Genomic DNA, 16,657 nt, shown 5'->3' with positions numbered 1-16,657 from the left:
GCCTCATATCAGGTTGTCTCACAACGTCACGAAAACGGCGCTGCTTACTCTGCAGCGCACTTGCCGTTTGTCTCACGAAGCATCATCGCAGCTATATGCAGCGCGACATTTCTGGGGGCATATTCGGGGCACCGGATTTTTGCGTTGGGGGCATCGCGTGCTGACGGACAAGGCTTGCCGTCAGGCGAAAGGTGCCGAGAAGCCCTACAAACTCGCGGACGCCAAAGGGCTCTACTTGTACATAACGGTCAACGGCTACAGAAGCTGGCGCTGGAAGTATCGGATCGCGGGCAAGGAGAAGCGGCTGACGTTCGGCTCGTACCCGGACGTTTCGCTCGCGGAGGCGCGCGAGCTGCGCGAGGATGCGGCACGATTGCTACGCAGTGGCCAGGATCCGTCGATACACAAGCGACAGCAATCCGCGGCGCATGCAGCTCGGCACGGTGCGACCTTCCAGATGCTGGCCGAGGACTGGATGGCGAGCCAGCAGTCCGTCTGGTCGGCGAAGCATGCGACGAACGTCAGGCGCAGCCTAGAGAAGGACGTCTTTCCGCGCATCGGCACGCTCCCGATCGACACAATTACCACGCCGATCGTGCTGGCCACGTTGCGTCCCATCGAGAAGCGCGGCGCAATCGAGACGGCGCATCGCACGAGGCAGCGGGTCTCCGAGGTATTTGGCTGGGCGATCGGCAGCGGCGTCGCGGTGGCCGACCCGGCGGCGGTTACCAAGCGCGGATTGAGCAGGATCAGACGTGGCAAGTTTCCGGCCGTGCGCACGGTGGAGGCTGCGCAAGCTCTGTTGCGAAAGGTGGAGATCGAGCCGGCGCACCCGCTGACGAAACTAGCTTCGAGGTTCCTTGCGCTGACGGCAGTGCGATCGGGCGCGGTGCGCCTGGCCGAGGCGAGCGAGTTCGAGGATCTGGACGGTGTGGCACCGATCTGGCGCATCCCCGCCGCCAAAATGAAGCTGGTGACGGAGCAGAAGGCAGATGTTGCCTTCGAGTTCATTGTGCCGCTGGCGCCGCAAACGGTGGAGATCGTGAGGATAGCGATGGAGCTGTCAGGCACTGCTCCCCTTCTCTTCCGCAGCGTACGAAGCGCACGTCGACCGATCAGCGACAGCACGATCAGCAAGCTGTATCGAGCCGCCGGCTTCTCGGGCGTGCATGTGCCGCATGGATGGCGGTCGACCTTCTCCACCGTCATGAACGAGCTGGCCGGCGAGGAGAACCGTGCGGGCGACCGCGAGGTTATCGACCTGATGCTAGCTCACGTTCAGAAGGGCGTGGAACCGCTCTACAATCGCGCGAGCTATATGCCCCGTCGTCGTCAGATCGCGTGCGAGTGGGCGGACATGCTCTCGGACGGGCTGGCGGATCCCCGCACACTGATCGAAGGGCCGCGCAGAGCCTGACACACGCAGAAGCGGTCGCATGAAGATGCGTTCGTTCGGCGAGCTGGTCGGTAGCTTCGCGACCAAGGCGCACCGCACCGGACAGAAGGTCCACCGCAACAGCCGCAAGGCTGGCACGTGCGAGGGGCAGCTATGGTCTCCGTTCAACAAGGCCGAGCGCATGGCTCGCATGCGTGCGGCCGAGCAGTACGACCGCGAGAACAAGCAGCCGGGCAAGCGCAACGGCCCGATCGGGCATATCGGCCTCGACATTTTGCGCGAGATGATGCGCATCGTCGACTTCAAGACTGGTCGGCTCGAACCTTCGATCGAGTACCTGGCGGATCGGCTGCGCCGGTCGAAGAGCGCGATCCACGACGCGCTGGTGCGTCTGCGTGAGGCGGGCTTTCTCAACTGGGAACGCAGATTCGAGCCGCTGGAGAACCCCGACCCGTTCGGTCCCCAGGTGCGCCAGATCTCCAACGCCTACGCCCTGACCTTGCCGAAGATGGCAGCGGACATGGTGCGCCGCCTGCTCGGCCGCGCGCCTGTGCCGGCCGACGAGGTCACGCGCCGCCAGGAAGAGGAAGAGCGTACCGCCACCATGCTGGCAAGCCTCACCTCCGAAGAGCTGGCACGCTTCCGCGCCGGCGACACTCCGCTCGGCGACATGCTCGCCAAGCTCGGCCGCGCACTCGACGGTAACGCAAATCGCCCGAGCGGAATGAACCCGGCTCTGCGAGGTTAAGTATAAGAGGAACGCCTTCGGCGTGCGCAGCTTGCTGCTCCACCTAGCTCGATCTGGTGCTAACCAGACCAACGACAGCGATCACAGCCGATGTCGGACGGACCCGCTTGCGCGGGACCGGGGTTCCCTAGGAGGGAGTGGCACAAACCGTGCCATGAATGCGCCAGCGGCGCGCTTTGTGAGCCGCTTTTCCGGCGCAGAAAATGAGTTCAGACGCTTGACTTGTTCGACGTCAGATCGAGAGTGATCCGAAATACCGGAGCGAAATAGTGACTGATTCTACCGACTGGTTCGACGATTACGCCGAGGAAAACGTCGACGGTCAGATCGATGAATACGATGTCACAGCAACGCCGAATGATTTCAACGTTTTAACTTTGTATAGCTTTATCGAAGCCGGAGCCGTCAGAATACCGGGCTTCCAGCGTAATTACGTGTGGGACAAAGTCAGAGCTTCTCGGCTGATCGAGTCTCTAATACTTGGAATTCCAGTTCCGCAGCTCTTTCTCTACGAACAAGCGAGAAATCGGTTTCAGGTGATTGATGGACAGCAGCGACTTATGTCGGTGTACTATTACTTGAAACGAAGATTTCCGCGAATTGACAAGCGAGGTGAGCTGCGCGCGATTTTTGATGAGAACGGCGGCATCCCCGACCGGATCATACATAACGATGAATACTTTGAGGATTTTAATTTAAAGTTGTCTGGAGCACTGCCTAATCAACAAAGCAAATTCCACGGCCTGAATTATCATACTCTGGACGATTACAAGACTCAGCTTGACCTACGCCCCATTCGTAACATCATTGTAAAACAGAATACACCTGTCGGGGATGACACTGCGATCTATGAGGTATTCAATCGCCTTAATACCGGCGGAGTAAACCTTCGTCCGCAGGAGATACGTACAAGTATGTACCATTCTCCTTTCTATGACACGTTGTACAAGTTGAACATTCATCCCCTATGGCGTGAACTTCTTCAGTCGAGCAAGCCGGACCTGCATATGAAGGATATAGAGATCCTTCTTCGGGGCTTTGCCATGCTACTACGTAACAAAGCTTACGCACCTTCGATGGTTCGTTTTCTTAATCAATACTCCAAGATGGCAGAGTCTCAGACTTCGATACAAAATTCTTATCTTGCTGACCTGTTTGAGGGCTTTCTCAAAGCAACAGAGAAGCTGCCCCGTGACATCTTTGTGAACATCAAGAATGGTCGTTTCAATATAGCTCTTTACGAAGCTGTTTTCACCGCTTTGCTTGAGAAGGCGGTTGCAGAAAAGCGGCAGCCCAAGGGCAAAGCGAGCATGAAGGAAATCAAGGAGCTGTCGACAAACTCCAAGTTCAATGCGGCAGCATTGGAGGGGACCACCCGAACATCTAACGTAACGACCCGACTTGATACGGCTCGATCAATTCTAACGAGCTTGTAAACCGATGGCAGACCCGGTCGAGGACCTCTACGCTAATATGCAAGAGGTTTCGCGCATTCTTCGTGCCGCTGGCGAGATATCACTCGCCTCGTCCGTCGACGATCTGCATCGGAAATCACTTCTTTTGTCGGCAGCCAGTTACTTCGAGGTTAAACTCAGTAACGATGTACAGAGTTATAGCGATCATTACGCGGGCAATGGAGCGCCTCTTTCCAGCGTTGTACGAGTGAAAGCGATATCTCGACAGTACCATACTTGGTTTGATTGGGACCGGTCCAACGCCAACAAATTTTACTCCATGTTTGGCGATGAATTCAAAAAAAGCATGGAGGCCAAGTTTAAACGGGACGCAGATTATGCTGCCACCGTAACTGCGTTTCTGTCGATTGGAGTCGATCGAAACCGCCTTGTCCATCAGAACTTCGGAAGCTTTTCGCTGGAAGCGAGTCCTGATGAGATCATGGCAAGGTACCGACTGGCAAAGGAATTTGTCGACGCGTTTACCAACGACCTGCACAGTTTCACCGTGGCTTACCTAGCTGAACTCAGGGAACGCGAAACGCAAGGAGAGCCCTCTGAAGCCTGATAGCTGCACCGTACTGCACCCGGCGAGGCGCGGCCGAATTTGGCGACTCAGGCAGGTTTCAGGCCGATGGCCTTCTCTCATGAGGCTGCACCCTTTCAGACATATAAAGCTCGGGGGCGAGGCGGGGGGAATAGCGCGTTTCGTAGGGGTGCAAGTCGGCCGGTCGACCAGGCCGGGGGGCACCTGCCGCCCCGCCCTGATCGACGCGACCACGCGCGTGGCTAAGCCGCGCGGTCGCCCGCGATCAGCCGGTTGCTGATGATCAGCTCGCCGACCTTCTTCGCGGCGCCGGCGCCAACCGTGTAAGTCACCGGTACCTCGACCATGTCAAAGCGGCCGAACACCTCGCGCGCGCCCGGCGTGTCGTTGATCGAAAGGACGAACGCCCCCTTGATGCCGGCGAGCTGGTCGGCGAGCGCGGCGAAGTCGGCGCGGCCGAACACGTCCTGGCCGTAGTCAGTCTCGCAACCCCAGTAGGGCGGGTCGAGATAGAACAGCGCGCCGTCGCGATCGTAGCGCCGGATGAAGTCGGCATAGCCGAGCTGCTCGATCACCACGCCCTGCAGGCGTTCGTGGATCTCGGCGAGCATCGGTTCGAGCTTGCCAACGTTAAACCGGGCACCCTGCCCCTTCGACACGCCGAAGGTACGCCCCTCCACCTGACCGCCGAACGCCAGGCGCTGCAGGTAGAGAAACCGCGCCGCGCGCTGCAGGTCGGTGAGCCGATCGCCGGGGATCGCGCGCAGCCGCTCGAACTCGGCCCGGCTCGCCACCCGCCAGCGCAGCATGTCGATGAAGTAGGGATAGTGCTCCTGCAGCACGCGAAAGAACGTGGCGATGTCGCCTGACACGTCGTTGATCGCCTCGGCCGCGGGGCGGGTCGGCCGGCGCAGGAAGATGCCACCCATGCCGACGAAGGGCTCGGCGTAGCTCGTGTGCGGTATTTGGCCGAGCAGCGCGATGACGCGGCGCGCCAAGTTGCGCTTGCCGCCGATGTACCCTGCCGCAGGTGCGACGGGGAGAACAGAAATAGAACATGACATGTAGGAAAATCTCGCATCTATGATCCCGCCCGAGTCGAATCGGGTGCGGGACGGCCGACTGGCCGATCGTGTCGTGGCGAGATCATCCCTCGTCGGTTCAGCCGGGCGGCAACCCGGCTTCCCCCGCCCGGTCACCTGACCGGACGCAGAAACTAGTCGAGCGCGGGGCGCTCGCGGTATCGGATCGCCTCGACGCCCAGCCGGTCGTTCAGCTCGAGCAGCGCCGTCTTGATCGGCTCGATCTCCAGCTCGAGAAACATCGCGGTCGCATCCTTCGGACTGCCGAACGCCGACCCTTGCGCCGGCACGATCCCGAGCAGCTGGGGCGGCACGCGATGCGCGGCGAGCACGTCGGCTTGCGTCGCCGACTTGATGCCGAGGAACTCGTCTTTCGCGCCAACCTCGGCGATCGGTATCACCTTGATGCCAGCCTCCTTGCCGCCGGGCGCGTGCACGAACAGGTTGCGGAAATTGCCCGGCCCCTTCGAGTTTTTCAGCGCCAGCCGCATTGCGTCGGTGTCGCCGTTCTGGAAATCGCCGGTGGCGTAGAGGATGTATCCGGCATGGCTGCCGTTCAGGTAATAGCGGCGCCGGAACAGCGTGGCGGCTTCGTTCAGCAACGCCGATTGCAGCGCCGACAGATAGCCGGGCACACCGTACACCTCCTGGTTAATGTCTGGCTGCATGATCTGGATCACGCTGTCGGCCGCGAACTCGGTCGAGCCGAGCGCCCCCTGGACGAAGAAGAACGTGCCTGGCTTGACGCCGCGCCGGCCGTACTTCGCCGGCACGTGGCTGACGCGCAGCGGCTCACCAAAAACATTGTCATGGCGCTGGAACATTGCATCGCCGAAGATCAGGTAATCCTGCACCGCCTTCATGAAGTCGATGCGCGACAGGTAGCGCGTCGGCTCGAGTGATGCCGCGACCAGGTTGCGCTTGAACTCGATCGCGCTGCTGTGGTGCGCCGAGGCGCGAAATGCCCGCGCCAACCCCTCGCGCGAGACTGGCGGCTCGTACCAGCGATCATTGGCGTAGCATTCCGCCATGTCGAGGATCTGGCGACGGTCGAGCACCGGCTCCGGGTCGCCGAACGAGAACGCTTCGACCGGTCCCGGCTTCGCCTGGTGCTCGACCGCGCCGATCGCCGCCTCGTGCGCCTCGCTTCGCGCCAGTGCGCGCACCCGGCTTCGCTTCGCCATGTCAGAAGATCTCCATCGTCGCGGTCGGGCGTTCCTTGCCGTCCAGCGGTTCGTTCAACAGGATGTGCATGATCGACCAGGCGAGGTCGGCGTGACCGTCCTCGCCACCGCGGCCGGCCTTGAAAGTCAGGCTGCGCCCGCTCGGCGTGATCGTCTTCTTGATCGAGACGAACGACGAGATGACGTCGAGCCAACCGCTGTCGAACGCCAGGCGCCCGCGGCTGACGACGTTCTGCGCCTTCATCACCATGAGTTGCTTCTGCTCGATCGAATATTCGATCTTCGTCACGCCGCGCACACCGCTCTTTGCGAGCAGCTGGTAGACGCCGGCGCCGACCCCGGTCGCGTCGACGCCGAGGTAGGTGCAATTGTAGCGCGACAGGATCGTTTCAACGAAGGTTGCCTGCTGCTCGAAATCCATGCCGCGCAAGGGATGACGCTCGAGCAGGCGGAACACGCCGCCTGGCGCGCTCGGCGGTGCCGCGATCGTCAGCGACGCATTGTCGCCGGTCTCGCTGTTCTGCGGATCATACCCTGCCCACACCGCGCGCTCACCGTATGGCCGCGCCGCGTCGGGGTCGAAGTCGGGCCATGCCTCCAGCGTGTCGACGCCGCATTTAACCAGCTCGTTGAAGCGGAACGCTGACTGGCTGTCGTCCACGAAGTCGCACATGAACAGGTTCGCGAACTCGTCGGGCGCGTATTCGTCCTCCAGCTCGGCGATGTCGAACAGATCGCAGCCGGCTTCTTCCGCATCGCGGATGTTGACGATGTGGCGCCAGATCCTGTCGGGACCGACCGCGCCGCCCGCCAACGCTGCATGGCTCACGTCCAGTTCGACGCGGTCTGCCTTGCTGCGACGCCGATTGCGCCGCTCGCCGGTCCAGTACGGATAGGCCGGATGCAACACCGTCGATGGTGTGGAGAAGTAGGTTTTCCGCCACTTCTTGTGCGTCGCCATGCCCGAGGCGACCTTGTTCAGCTCCTCGAAGCTGTGGACCCAAAAGAACTCATCGAAGTAGAAATTGCCGTGCCGACCCTGCGCGGTGCGGAAGTTCGTGCCGAGGAAGTGCAGCTCGGCCGCGGGTTCGTCCGCCGGGCGCAGCTCCGACGTGATCAGCATCGGATCGCCGGTCAGCGTCACGTCGACCAGCTTGGCGAAGCCGACGATGTAGGAGCGGAACTGGTGCGCCTGCGCCTTGCTGGCGCTTAGGAAGATCTGGTTACGCCCGGTGTCGATCGCGTCGATCAGCGCCTCGAACGCAAAATAGTAGGTCGCGCCGATCTGGCGCGATTTCAGGATCATGCGCGTGCGTTGCGACAGCGCGGCGAACCACGCTTCCTGGTAGCCGTAGAGCTGATCGAGGAAGATCTCGCGCAGGCGTTCGGCCTGCACGGTCGTGAAGTGATTCTTCTTCGCCTTCGGCTTGCGTTCGCCCGCGTTGCGGTTGGCGACCTTGTCGTTCAGGTCACCCGAATGCCCGCCCGGCGCCTCGTAGCGGCGCACCTTGGCCAGGCTCTCGACTTGGCGGCGTAGCGCGTCAAGTTCGGTGTAATCAGCGCCGGTCTTCTTGTCCTTGCAGATCAGCACCATCAGGCGCGTCTCGAGGCAGTCCTCGAGCTTGCGGATCGACGGCGCGTCATCCCAGCGGTCGCGCCGGCCCCAGCTCTTCACGGTGTCGCGGTTGAGCTGAAGCTCGTCGGCGATCTGGCCATAGCTCCAGCCGCGCCAGTAGAGACTGCGCGCCGCATGGCGGCGGTCCTCGGGGGCGAGCGTCAGGGGATCGGCGAGGATCGACATCGGCCGGAGCCTAGCCACGCCTCCGCACGCCCTGCCCTAGCCCGCTCTTGTAGAAAGCAATTCAACAAGAGGGTGCGCTTGAGAAGCCGCGCCCTTCGGTCCCTGTTCGCGGCGCTGACGCGGTCGCTCGCCGCGTGTCTTTACCGGACCCGAGGACCAGACCGACAATGGCCAAGACCCGCTTCTTCCGCATCGCCGTCGAGGGCGGCACCACCGACGGGCGCGTGATCGAGCGCGACTGGATCGACCAGATGGCGACCGGCTACAACCCCGCCACCTACACCGCGTCGATCAACTGCGAGCACATCCGCGGCTACAGCCCGGAACCGCCGTTCAACTCCTACGGCACCGTGGCGGCGTTGAAGGCCGACGACGTCGATCTCGTGATCGACGGCAAGACGGTGAAGCGCCGCGCGCTGTTCGCGCAGCTCGACCCCAACGATCAGCTGCTGACGCTCAACCGCGCCAAGCAGAAGCTGTTCACCTCGTGTGAGATCGCGCCGAACTTCGGCGGGACCAGCAAGGCCGGCCTGGTCGGCCTCGCGGTCACCGACAACCCCGCCAGCCTCGGCACCGAAATGCTCGCCTTCGCGGCTGGCGCCGGCGACGCGAACCCGCTCGCGTTGCGCAAGCAGGACAAGGCCAACTTCTTTACCGCGGCGACCGAGGCCGAGATCGTGCTGGAAGGCGACGGCAGTGACCCGACCGGTCTGCTCGCCTCGATCAAGGGCATGTTCGACGGGTTCACCGCCAAGTTCGCGAAGCCCGACGATGCGCCGGTGCAGCAGCCGACCACCCCGCCCACGGGCGGGAGCGGCGCTAAGGAGCCGGCGAACGACAACGGCCTGACCGAGTTCGCGCGCTCGATCGGCGAGACCGTCAACAACGCCATCGCGACCTACGCGAAGGCGAACGACACCAAGGTCGAGAAGATCGGCGCCGACCTCGCCGCGCTCACGACGCGCCTGTCGAGCACGGAAACGCCGAACACGCCGCGTCAGCTCGCCACCGGCGGTGCTGACGGCCTCAAGACCGACTGCTGATCGGCACCGCCCGCCCCCCTCCTCGCACCATCGGAACACACCATGCGCAACAAGACCCGCATCGCCTACGCCAGCTTCGTCGGCGTCATCGCACAGCTCTCCAACGTCCCGTCCGCGGCAGAGAAGTTCACCGTCGACCCTTCCGTCGCGCAGAAGATCGAAGAACGGACCCAGCAGTCCAGCGAGTTCCTGACCAAGATCAACTTCGTCACGGTTGCGCAGCAGGAAGGGCAGAAGGTCGGCGTCGGCATCACGTCCTCGATTGCCGGGCGCACCGACACGTCGAAGGGCGAACGCCAGCCGATCGACCCGACCGGCCTGACCGCGACCAGCTACCGCTGCGAGCAGACCAACTTCGACACCGCGATCTCCTACGCGAAGCTCGACGCCTGGGCGCACCGGCCGGAGTTTCAGACCATCGTGCGCGACGCAATCGTCAAGCGGCAGGGTCTCGATCGCATGATCATCGGCTGGAACGGCACGCACGTGGCGAAGGACACCGACCGCGAGGCATTCCCGCTGCTGCAGGACGTAAACAAGGGCTGGATCCAGCACACGCGCGAGGACGCGAAGGCGCGGATCGTGTCGGACGGCGAGCATTCGGGGGACCCGGCGCAGGCCGGGCACAAGCCCGCCATCTTCGTGTCGGCGACCGGCACCGCCGATTACGTCAACCTCGACGCGCTGGTGTTCGACGCGCTGCAGCTGCTCGATGAGCAGCACCGCTCGCGCACCGACCTCGTCGTCATGGTCAGCGACGAGCTGGTCCACGCGAAGAAGTTCGCGCTGATCAACACCGCCGGCGACAAGGCAACCGAGCAGCTCGCGCGCGACGTGTTGCTGCTGCAGGATAAGATCGGCGGCAAGCTCGCCGCGGTGGTGCCGTCGTTCCCGAAGGGCACGATCGTGATCACCACCTACGACAACCTGTCGATCTACAACCAGGACGAGACGCGTCGCCGCGCGATCATCGACAATCCGAAGCGCGACCAGGTCGAGAACTTCGAGAGCGTCAACGAGGCCTATGTGGTCGAGGATTACGGCCTGATCGCAATCTACGAGAACATCAAGATGGAGGCGGCGCCCGAGGAGGCGCCCGCCGGCGCGTAAGCGCCGCTCCCCGACGTAGCCCGCCCCCACAGGACACGCCATGAGCCTCGCTCTCAAGCACCGGGATCGCACTCTCGCACTGCAATCGGCGTCTGCTCCTGCGTCCGGGGGCGGGCTCACCCCCTCGCCTGCGCGTCGCGCGTCGATCGATCCAGTCGCCGGGCAGATCAAGCTGCGGCTGCGCCACGACGCGCAGCGGCTAAAGCAGATCAAGGCGACCAGCGCCAAGATCCTCGCCAAGCGCGACATGCTGCCGGAATACCGCGCCTGGTGCGACGGCCTGCTCGAGGCCGGCCGCATGACGGTCGGCAACCAGCTCGGCGCGACCGACGCCGACGACGTGCTGCCGACGATCATGGTGTGGTCGATCGATGTCGGCGATTGGGCGCGGGCGCTCGAGCTGGCCGAGCACGTGCTCCGCTTCCACATCGAGCTGCCGATCCGGTTCAAGCGCGACGCGGCAACGCTGCTGGTCGAGGAGTTCGCGGAAGCCGCGATGCGCGACCAAGCACTCGACAAGCGCTTCCCGCTCGACCTGCTCTACCGGGTGGAGGAGCTGACCGCCGGCATCGACATGCACGACGAGGTGCAGGCCAAGCTGCAAAAGGCGATCGGCGTCGAGCTGGTCCACGTCGCCGGCGACGCCGAAGCCGATCTGGCGCGTCCGACCATCACCAACGCCATCACGCGGCTCGAGCGCGCGCAGTCGCTGCATGACCGCTCGGGCGTAAAGACGCACATTCGTGGATTGCGCAAGGCGCTCGCTGCCCTGCCCGCATCCGACCAGGACAATGCCGGCACGCTCGGCTGACCAGCTCGCCCCCGGCGCTCGGGGACGGATCGCGCGAGGCGGGAGACCTTCGGGTCGCAGGGCCGCTCTTCGACCCGGTCCCCACCCCCGTGAAACTCGAAGGACCGCACCATGATCGCCACACTTGCTACGCTCGCGCTGTTCGCGCTCCTCGGTTTTGGGGCGTATGGCGTGCTGGCCGGCACAGTCGTTGCAGTCATCGCTTCACCTTCCGATCGCCCGTTTCAGCTGACCACGCGCGCGGTCGGGCTGATCGTCGCTGCGGTTGGCCTCGTCATCTTCGTGCAGGCGTCGCTGCTCATCGCGGGGCAGATCGCGTGACTGACCTGATCGCCACCGTCCTCCCCGACGACGACGCGCCGCCCGCCGCGGTGATCGTCAACGAAGGCTTCTTTCCCGATGTCGACCCGACCGCTTTTCGCGAGCAGCTGCGCGTGCGCGAGAGCGTGACAGACGCGCGTGCGCGCGAGGCGCTGATCGCCGCCATCATGGGCGTGGGCCGAGATCTCGCTACCTGGTCGCTGACACAGCGCGCATCCGGGCACGCCCGGCTCGCCGACGTGCCTGCGCCGAAGATCGACGGCGCCAGCCGCCTCGAGCTGCTCTACCGCCGCGCCGTCTTCACGCTCGCCAAGGCCGAGCTGGTCGAACGCTACCGCGATGTCGAGCTGACGCCGCGCGGCGACCGCAAGGCCGAGGATCTCGACCCGAGCGTCAGCGAGCTGCGCCGCGACTCGCTCTACGCCATCCGCGACATGCTCGACGTGACCCGCGTCGCGGTGGAGCTGATCTGATGGCCGGCGCTCCGCTCGACACGGCGCGCGCGCGCGAGGGCGACACGCTCGACGCGCTGATCTGGCGCGAGCGCGGCCTCGGCCCCGCCGATCTGCCCGCCGTGCTCGCCGTCAACCCCGGCATCGCCGCGCTCGGCCCGACCCTGCCCAAGGGTCACGTCGTCAACCTGCCCGCCATCGCCGCGCCCGCTACCGGCGTGCGCACCGATGTCGTCAACCTGTGGAACTGACGATGGACAAGCACCTTCACGACGCCGGCGCTGCGTTGCTCGTCTTTCTGATCGGTCTGCTGCCCGCCGCGCTCGGCGCCGCGGTCAGCCTGGCCTACGAGCAGGCGCTCACCTGGCGCACTGGCTGTATGCAGTTCGTCGTTGGCGTGACCGTCAGCTACTTCGCCAAGCTCGCCTTCATCGCCGCCTGCGCCTTCTACTGGCACGCCGCACCCGACCCCTATGTCGAGCAGGCGGTCACGTTCACCCTCGGCATGATCGCCTTCAAGGCCGCGCCGCGCTTCCGCGACGGCGTGATCGAGATCGTCGTGGGGCTGCCCGACGCGCTCCGCAACGCCGTGCCCTTCATGCGTCGAAAGGATCCGCAATGACCGACAAGCCCGCGGGCTCGCCCGCGCCCGTGCCCGCGCGGAAGCCCGCGCCGAAAAAGCTCGCTGCTGTGATCGGCTCCGCGGCCGGTGCCGTGCTGCTCTTCGTCGGCGTGCCGCGTGAGGAGAGCGGCCGAACCGTCGCCGCAACCGTCAACGCCGACCAGAGCGTCACCGTGCGCCACGTCAGCGGCGACCAACACCTCACCGCCTACCTCGACATCGTGAAGGTCGCAACCGCCTGCGACGGTGTCACGCGCGGCGTGAAGATCGGGCAACGTTTCACGGTTGCCGAGTGCGACGCGATGAACGAGCGCGAGCTGGTCGCACACGCAGAGCCGGTGATCGCGTGCATCCCGTCGCTCTACGGCCGCCCCTACCAGGCGGCAGCCGCGATCGACCTCGCCTACAATGTCGGCACCGCCGGTGTCTGCCGCTCCAGCCTCCCCCGCCTCGCCGCGGCGGGTACCTGGCGCCCGTTCTGCGACAAACTGCTCGAGTTCAACCGCGCAGGCGGCAAGGTGGTGCGTGGGCTGCAGCTGCGTCGTCGACGCGCATGGGAGGCATGCGTGACCGGCATTGTCGCCGGGAAGACGCCCGCGACGCTCGACGCCCGCGTCAAGGCGGTGCGCTGATGCGTGCGCTGCTCGCCAAGATGAAGGCCGAGATCGGCTTCCTGGTGCTGCTCGTCGTCGCGGTCGCGGGCTGCTGGATGTACGTGCAGATGCGCAACGCACGCGACGATCGCGACAGCCTGCAGCACGCGGCCGAGCTGCTGTGCACCGCGGCGGGGCAGCCGTTCGCCGCATCCAGCCGGGTCGCCCGTGGCGTCGCCTGTCAGCAGCGCATCGCCGCACTGGCCGACTTCAAGGCGCACACCGCCGAGATCACCGCCAAGACGCTCGCCGACGCAATGGCCGCGCACGATGCGCGCCAGCTCGCCGACAACCTCGCCGCGCGCGCCGCGGCCGAAGCCGCGCGCGATGCCGCGCACCGCATGGAGAACGCCGATGCCGAAGCCGAACGCCGCAATTTGGTTGATCGTGAGTGGACTGCTGCTGTCAACGGCGTTGCCGGCCTGCGCCCCACGCTCGCCCGTTGAGGTCGAGAAGCCGGTGCCGATCGTGGTGCCGGTCAAGCAGACGCCGCCTGCCGAGCTGCTCGCTTGCGCCGAGCGGCCGACCGGCCTGCCCGAGGACGCTGATCTAGTCGCGCAGATCCCGACCAAGCTGCGCGCCGGCATCATCCGCATGGCACGCGCGTTCGGCGCCAACGCCAGTCGGCTCGACCGCCTGATCGAGTGGACCTCGCCCGGCACCTGCCCGAGCACCAAGTGAAGAAGCTCACCGACCTACGCGCGCATCTGATCGCGTCCGTTGCCGTCATCAAGGCCGATCCATCCAAGATGGAGGTCTTCGTGGACAAGGGCGATGTGGCGGTGCGCGCAGGGTCGCTGTCGTTCGAGTATGGCTACAAAGCCTCGATCTGGGTGCAGGATTTCGGCGCCAGCATCGACACGCTGGTTGCGCCGCTGCTCGCCTGGATTGCCGCCAATCAGCCCGACCTGTTCGAGAAAGGAGACCGCAAGCCGTTCACCTTCGAGTCCGAACTCCTCGACGCCGAAACGTGCGACATCACGATCACAGTAACTTTGACCGAGCTGGTCCGCGTCGAACAGCTGCCCCGCGGGTTGCGCGTGACGCACCTGCCCGAACCAGTGATGACCGACGCGTTCGCCACCGTGCCGACCGGGACGAAGATGTGGGCGGGTCTGATCGACGCCGACGATGTGCCGCTCGAGCTGGTCACCACGTGAACGACTTCGCCCCGATCGAGCAGCTATGCCGCGACCTGCTGCTGCGCGTCGGCGCGGCCGAGCGGTCCAAGCTCATGCGCGCGATCGGCCGCGAGATCCGCAAGAGCCAGTCGGATCGCATCGGCCGGCAGCAGCAACCCGACGGTTCCTCCTTCGCGCCGCACCGGCCGAAGAAGCCGCGCGCCGGTGAGGGTCGGCTTCGCCAGCAGAAGATGTTTCGCAAGATCCGCATGGCCAAGAGTCTGCGCAACGGCGGCAACGGTGATGAGGTATGGATCGGCTTCGGTGGCCGTGCCGCGCGGATCGCCGCGATCCACCAGCTCGGCCTCTCCGACGCGCCCGCACGCGGCCAGCCTAAGGTGCGTTACACCCGGCGCGTGCTTCTAGGACTGACCGACGCCGAGCGCGAACACGTGCTCGACTTGATCATTGAACATGTGGCGGGGGCTTGAGCGAACTCTCGTTCGTCCACGGGAACGAACGAACGGGCGCAGCTCCCAACAACATCTCGGGTTCGTGTGGACCGATTGGATCATGAGATACCGAACTAACTCGGTACCAATCACCGTTACCCATTTGGAACACATCTCCTGGCTCGGGATCAGGCACGAAATTACGAGCGAACATCGAGCCACCACCTGCAACGACAATCCGATAAGCGGTCATTCGGCAATCCTTTCTGCCAGTTGATGGCGAAGTTAATTCTTGTAGAATGCTTTTCAACAAGAGCCGGCTCTCGCCACACGCAAGCGCGCGACACGACATGGCCCGGCGATGCCCGCCACCAGCTCCACCTCCGTCGACCTGTCGCGCCTCGCGCCACCGACGATCGTGGAGCAGCTCGACTATGAGACGATCCTCGCCGGCCTGATCGCGCGCGTGCAGGCCGAGCTGCCGAGCTTCGATGCGGCGATCGACAGCGACCCCGCAGTTAAGGTGCTGCAGATCGCCGCCTACGAGCAGATGATGCTCCGCGCAGACTTCAACGATCGGCTGCAAGCGCGCCTGGTCGCATACGCCGTCGGTGCGACCCTCGACCATATCGGCGCCGCGATCGGCGTCGCGCGGCTGCCCGCCGAGAGCGACGACGCCTTGCGCGCCCGCATCGTGCTCGGTCCCGAGGGCTTCGCTGCGGCCGGTCCCGAGCTGGCCTACGTCAAGCGCGCCCGCGACGCCGGTGCGCAGGTGCTCGACGCCAGCGCGGTTTCGCCGGCGCCGGGCGAGGTGCTGGTGTCGGTGCTCTCGGCCGAGGGCGACGGCACCGCCTCGATCGCGCTGCTCGCCACAGTGCGCGCGATCGTCACCGACAAGGCGGTGCGCCCGCTCGGCGACCTGGTCACGGTCGCCTCGGCTGCGCAGGTCCGCTTTACCATCACCGCCAACCTGTGGACCTTCGCCGGCCCCGACCCGGCTTTGGTTGTATCCGCCGCGCGCACGAAGCTCGCCGCCTACCTCTCGGATGCGCGTCGCCTCGGCCACAACGTCACGCTGTCGGGCCTTTACGCCGCGCTCACTGCCGAGGGCGTGCAGCGCGTCGAACTGCTTTCGCCAACAGCCGACATCGTCTGCGACATGACGCAGGCGGCGCTCTGCACCGCCGTCACCGTGACCCACGCCGGCTATGACGACTAGCCTGCTGCCGCCCAACTCGACGCCGCTCGAGCGCGCGCTCGAGCAGGGTGTGCGCATTCTCGCGGTCGACACGCCCGTCGATGCCATCGACGACCCTCTCGCCTGCCCGGCCGAGCTGCTGCCGTGGCTCGCTTGGGGCGCGTCCGTCGACATCTGGGATGCGGACTGGCCCGAGGCCGAGAAGCGCAGCGTCGTCGCCACGTCGCTCGCGGATCACCGGCTGAAGGGCACGCGCCTGTCGGTTGAGACCGTCCTCGCCCGCTTCGACGCGCTCGCCTACGTAGTTGAGTGGTTCGAGGCGGAGCTGCCCCGCCCGCCGCACACCTTCGACATCATGCTGCCGATTGTCACGCGGGACGGTGTCGCGCCCGGCGGCTTTCGCGCCACCGCCGCCTTCGCCGACGCGATCATCCGCGAGGTGTCACGCGTCAAGCCGCTGCGCGAGCATCTGCAGCTCGTGCAGGCGGTGCTGCTCGGCGCGCCCATCGCGCCGGTCGCTGCCGCGCGCGCGGCCGAGTTCACCCGCGCCGACGTCGCGCTGACGATCGACACCGATCCTGTCTGGCAACGCCTCCTTCAGACCGAGGACGGCGAGCCGCTCGAGGACGATACCGGCGACTATCTGGAGGACGCCTGATCCC

The 16,657-nt window shown here is 64.8% G+C and carries 21 protein-coding genes; 18 read left to right on the top strand and 3 right to left on the bottom strand.

The features are described 5' to 3' along the window. The 4 genes from SMN802W_RS0112655 to SMN802W_RS18380 form a co-directional block, all read left to right on the top strand. Positions 1 to 1,417, top strand: a 1,417-nt coding sequence (locus SMN802W_RS0112655) for a tyrosine-type recombinase/integrase (RefSeq protein ID WP_338010608.1), incomplete at its 5' end; no start/stop codon positions are given. A gap of 19 nt (positions 1,418 to 1,436) precedes the next feature. Next, the gene (locus tag SMN802W_RS17075) at positions 1,437 to 2,144 is read left to right on the top strand and encodes a hypothetical protein (protein ID WP_156818885.1); all 708 of its coding nucleotides are present in this window, start codon (positions 1,437 to 1,439) and stop codon (positions 2,142 to 2,144) included. Between the two features lie 269 nt (positions 2,145 to 2,413). Next, positions 2,414 to 3,580: a GmrSD restriction endonuclease domain-containing protein gene (locus tag SMN802W_RS0112645; protein WP_202951022.1), complete on the top strand. Its 1,167-nt coding sequence runs from the start codon at positions 2,414 to 2,416 to the stop codon at positions 3,578 to 3,580. A gap of 4 nt (positions 3,581 to 3,584) precedes the next feature. Further along, positions 3,585 to 4,166 carry a HEPN domain-containing protein gene (locus SMN802W_RS18380; RefSeq protein ID WP_156818884.1) on the top strand — a complete coding sequence of 194 codons (582 nt, stop codon included), beginning with the start codon at positions 3,585 to 3,587 and terminating at the stop codon, positions 4,164 to 4,166. 221 nt (positions 4,167 to 4,387) lie between these two features. Here the strand turns inward: SMN802W_RS18380 and SMN802W_RS0112635 are convergent, their stop codons facing one another. The 3 genes from SMN802W_RS0112635 to SMN802W_RS0112625 all read right to left on the bottom strand — a co-directional run bounded on the left by SMN802W_RS0112635 (position 4,388) and on the right by SMN802W_RS0112625 (position 8,212). Then, positions 4,388 to 5,209, bottom strand: coding sequence for a DNA adenine methylase (locus SMN802W_RS0112635; RefSeq protein WP_026326086.1), 822 nt, complete (start codon positions 5,207 to 5,209; stop codon positions 4,388 to 4,390). A gap of 152 nt (positions 5,210 to 5,361) precedes the next feature. Further along, on the bottom strand, positions 5,362 to 6,411 hold the full coding sequence (locus SMN802W_RS0112630; protein WP_019517281.1) for a phage portal protein: 1,050 nt from the start codon (positions 6,409 to 6,411) through the stop codon (positions 5,362 to 5,364). A 1-nt stretch (position 6,412) separates the two neighbouring features. Beyond that, complete coding sequence (locus SMN802W_RS0112625) at positions 6,413 to 8,212, bottom strand: terminase large subunit domain-containing protein (RefSeq protein ID WP_019517280.1); 1,800 nt, start codon at positions 8,210 to 8,212, stop codon at positions 6,413 to 6,415. Between the two features lie 167 nt (positions 8,213 to 8,379). Between SMN802W_RS0112625 and SMN802W_RS0112620 the strand changes: the two genes are divergently transcribed. The 14 genes from SMN802W_RS0112620 (at position 8,380) to SMN802W_RS0112555 (ending at position 16,653) form a co-directional block, all read left to right on the top strand. Further along, the gene (locus tag SMN802W_RS0112620; RefSeq protein ID WP_019517279.1) at positions 8,380 to 9,255 is read left to right on the top strand and encodes a GPO family capsid scaffolding protein; all 876 of its coding nucleotides are present in this window, start codon (positions 8,380 to 8,382) and stop codon (positions 9,253 to 9,255) included. A 42-nt stretch (positions 9,256 to 9,297) separates the two neighbouring features. Next, a complete protein-coding gene (locus tag SMN802W_RS0112615) occupies positions 9,298 to 10,365 on the top strand; it encodes a phage major capsid protein, P2 family (RefSeq protein ID WP_019517278.1) in 1,068 nt (355 codons plus the stop codon). Positions 10,366 to 10,405: 40 nt separating this feature from the next. Beyond that, positions 10,406 to 11,176 (top strand): phage terminase small subunit, encoded by a 771-nt coding sequence (gene gpM, locus SMN802W_RS17065; protein ID WP_019517277.1) that lies wholly within the window; start codon positions 10,406 to 10,408, stop codon positions 11,174 to 11,176. Positions 11,177 to 11,287: 111 nt separating this feature from the next. Further along, entirely contained in the window at positions 11,288 to 11,497 is a 210-nt protein-coding gene (locus tag SMN802W_RS0112605; RefSeq protein ID WP_019517276.1) for a hypothetical protein, read from the top strand. Then, a complete protein-coding gene (locus tag SMN802W_RS0112600; RefSeq protein ID WP_019517275.1) occupies positions 11,494 to 11,970 on the top strand; it encodes a head completion/stabilization protein in 477 nt (158 codons plus the stop codon). The genes SMN802W_RS0112605 and SMN802W_RS0112600 overlap by 4 nt, the downstream gene beginning before the upstream one ends. Further along, positions 11,970 to 12,200, top strand: coding sequence for a tail protein X (locus tag SMN802W_RS0112595; RefSeq protein ID WP_019517274.1), 231 nt, complete (start codon positions 11,970 to 11,972; stop codon positions 12,198 to 12,200). The genes SMN802W_RS0112600 and SMN802W_RS0112595 overlap by 1 nt, the downstream gene beginning before the upstream one ends. A gap of 2 nt (positions 12,201 to 12,202) precedes the next feature. Next, positions 12,203 to 12,571, top strand: coding sequence for a hypothetical protein (locus SMN802W_RS18520; RefSeq protein WP_026326083.1), 369 nt, complete (start codon positions 12,203 to 12,205; stop codon positions 12,569 to 12,571). Further along, positions 12,568 to 13,203: a glycoside hydrolase family protein gene (locus SMN802W_RS18515; RefSeq protein ID WP_019517272.1), complete on the top strand. Its 636-nt coding sequence runs from the start codon at positions 12,568 to 12,570 to the stop codon at positions 13,201 to 13,203. The genes SMN802W_RS18520 and SMN802W_RS18515 overlap by 4 nt, the downstream gene beginning before the upstream one ends. Beyond that, entirely contained in the window at positions 13,203 to 13,670 is a 468-nt protein-coding gene (locus SMN802W_RS18375) for a hypothetical protein (RefSeq protein WP_019517271.1), read from the top strand. The genes SMN802W_RS18515 and SMN802W_RS18375 overlap by 1 nt, the downstream gene beginning before the upstream one ends. A gap of 13 nt (positions 13,671 to 13,683) precedes the next feature. Further along, on the top strand, positions 13,684 to 13,905 hold the full coding sequence (locus SMN802W_RS0112575) for a hypothetical protein (RefSeq protein WP_156818887.1): 222 nt from the start codon (positions 13,684 to 13,686) through the stop codon (positions 13,903 to 13,905). Next, positions 13,902 to 14,384: a phage tail protein gene (locus SMN802W_RS17055; protein ID WP_019517269.1), complete on the top strand. Its 483-nt coding sequence runs from the start codon at positions 13,902 to 13,904 to the stop codon at positions 14,382 to 14,384. The genes SMN802W_RS0112575 and SMN802W_RS17055 overlap by 4 nt, the downstream gene beginning before the upstream one ends. Further along, on the top strand, positions 14,381 to 14,836 hold the full coding sequence (locus SMN802W_RS0112565) for a phage virion morphogenesis protein (protein ID WP_019517268.1): 456 nt from the start codon (positions 14,381 to 14,383) through the stop codon (positions 14,834 to 14,836). Before SMN802W_RS17055 ends, SMN802W_RS0112565 begins: the two co-directional genes overlap by 4 nt. 322 nt (positions 14,837 to 15,158) lie before the next feature. Further along, positions 15,159 to 16,016, top strand: coding sequence for a baseplate assembly protein (locus SMN802W_RS0112560; RefSeq protein WP_019517267.1), 858 nt, complete (start codon positions 15,159 to 15,161; stop codon positions 16,014 to 16,016). After that, positions 16,006 to 16,653: a phage tail protein I gene (locus SMN802W_RS0112555; RefSeq protein ID WP_019517266.1), complete on the top strand. Its 648-nt coding sequence runs from the start codon at positions 16,006 to 16,008 to the stop codon at positions 16,651 to 16,653. The genes SMN802W_RS0112560 and SMN802W_RS0112555 overlap by 11 nt, the downstream gene beginning before the upstream one ends. Positions 16,654 to 16,657 lie beyond the last annotated feature (4 nt).

Source organism: Sphingomonas sp. Mn802worker (assembly GCF_000382485.1).
Taxonomy (GTDB): Bacteria; Pseudomonadota; Alphaproteobacteria; order Sphingomonadales; family Sphingomonadaceae; genus Sphingomonas.
This window is presented reverse-complemented; position numbering and strand designations above follow the sequence as displayed.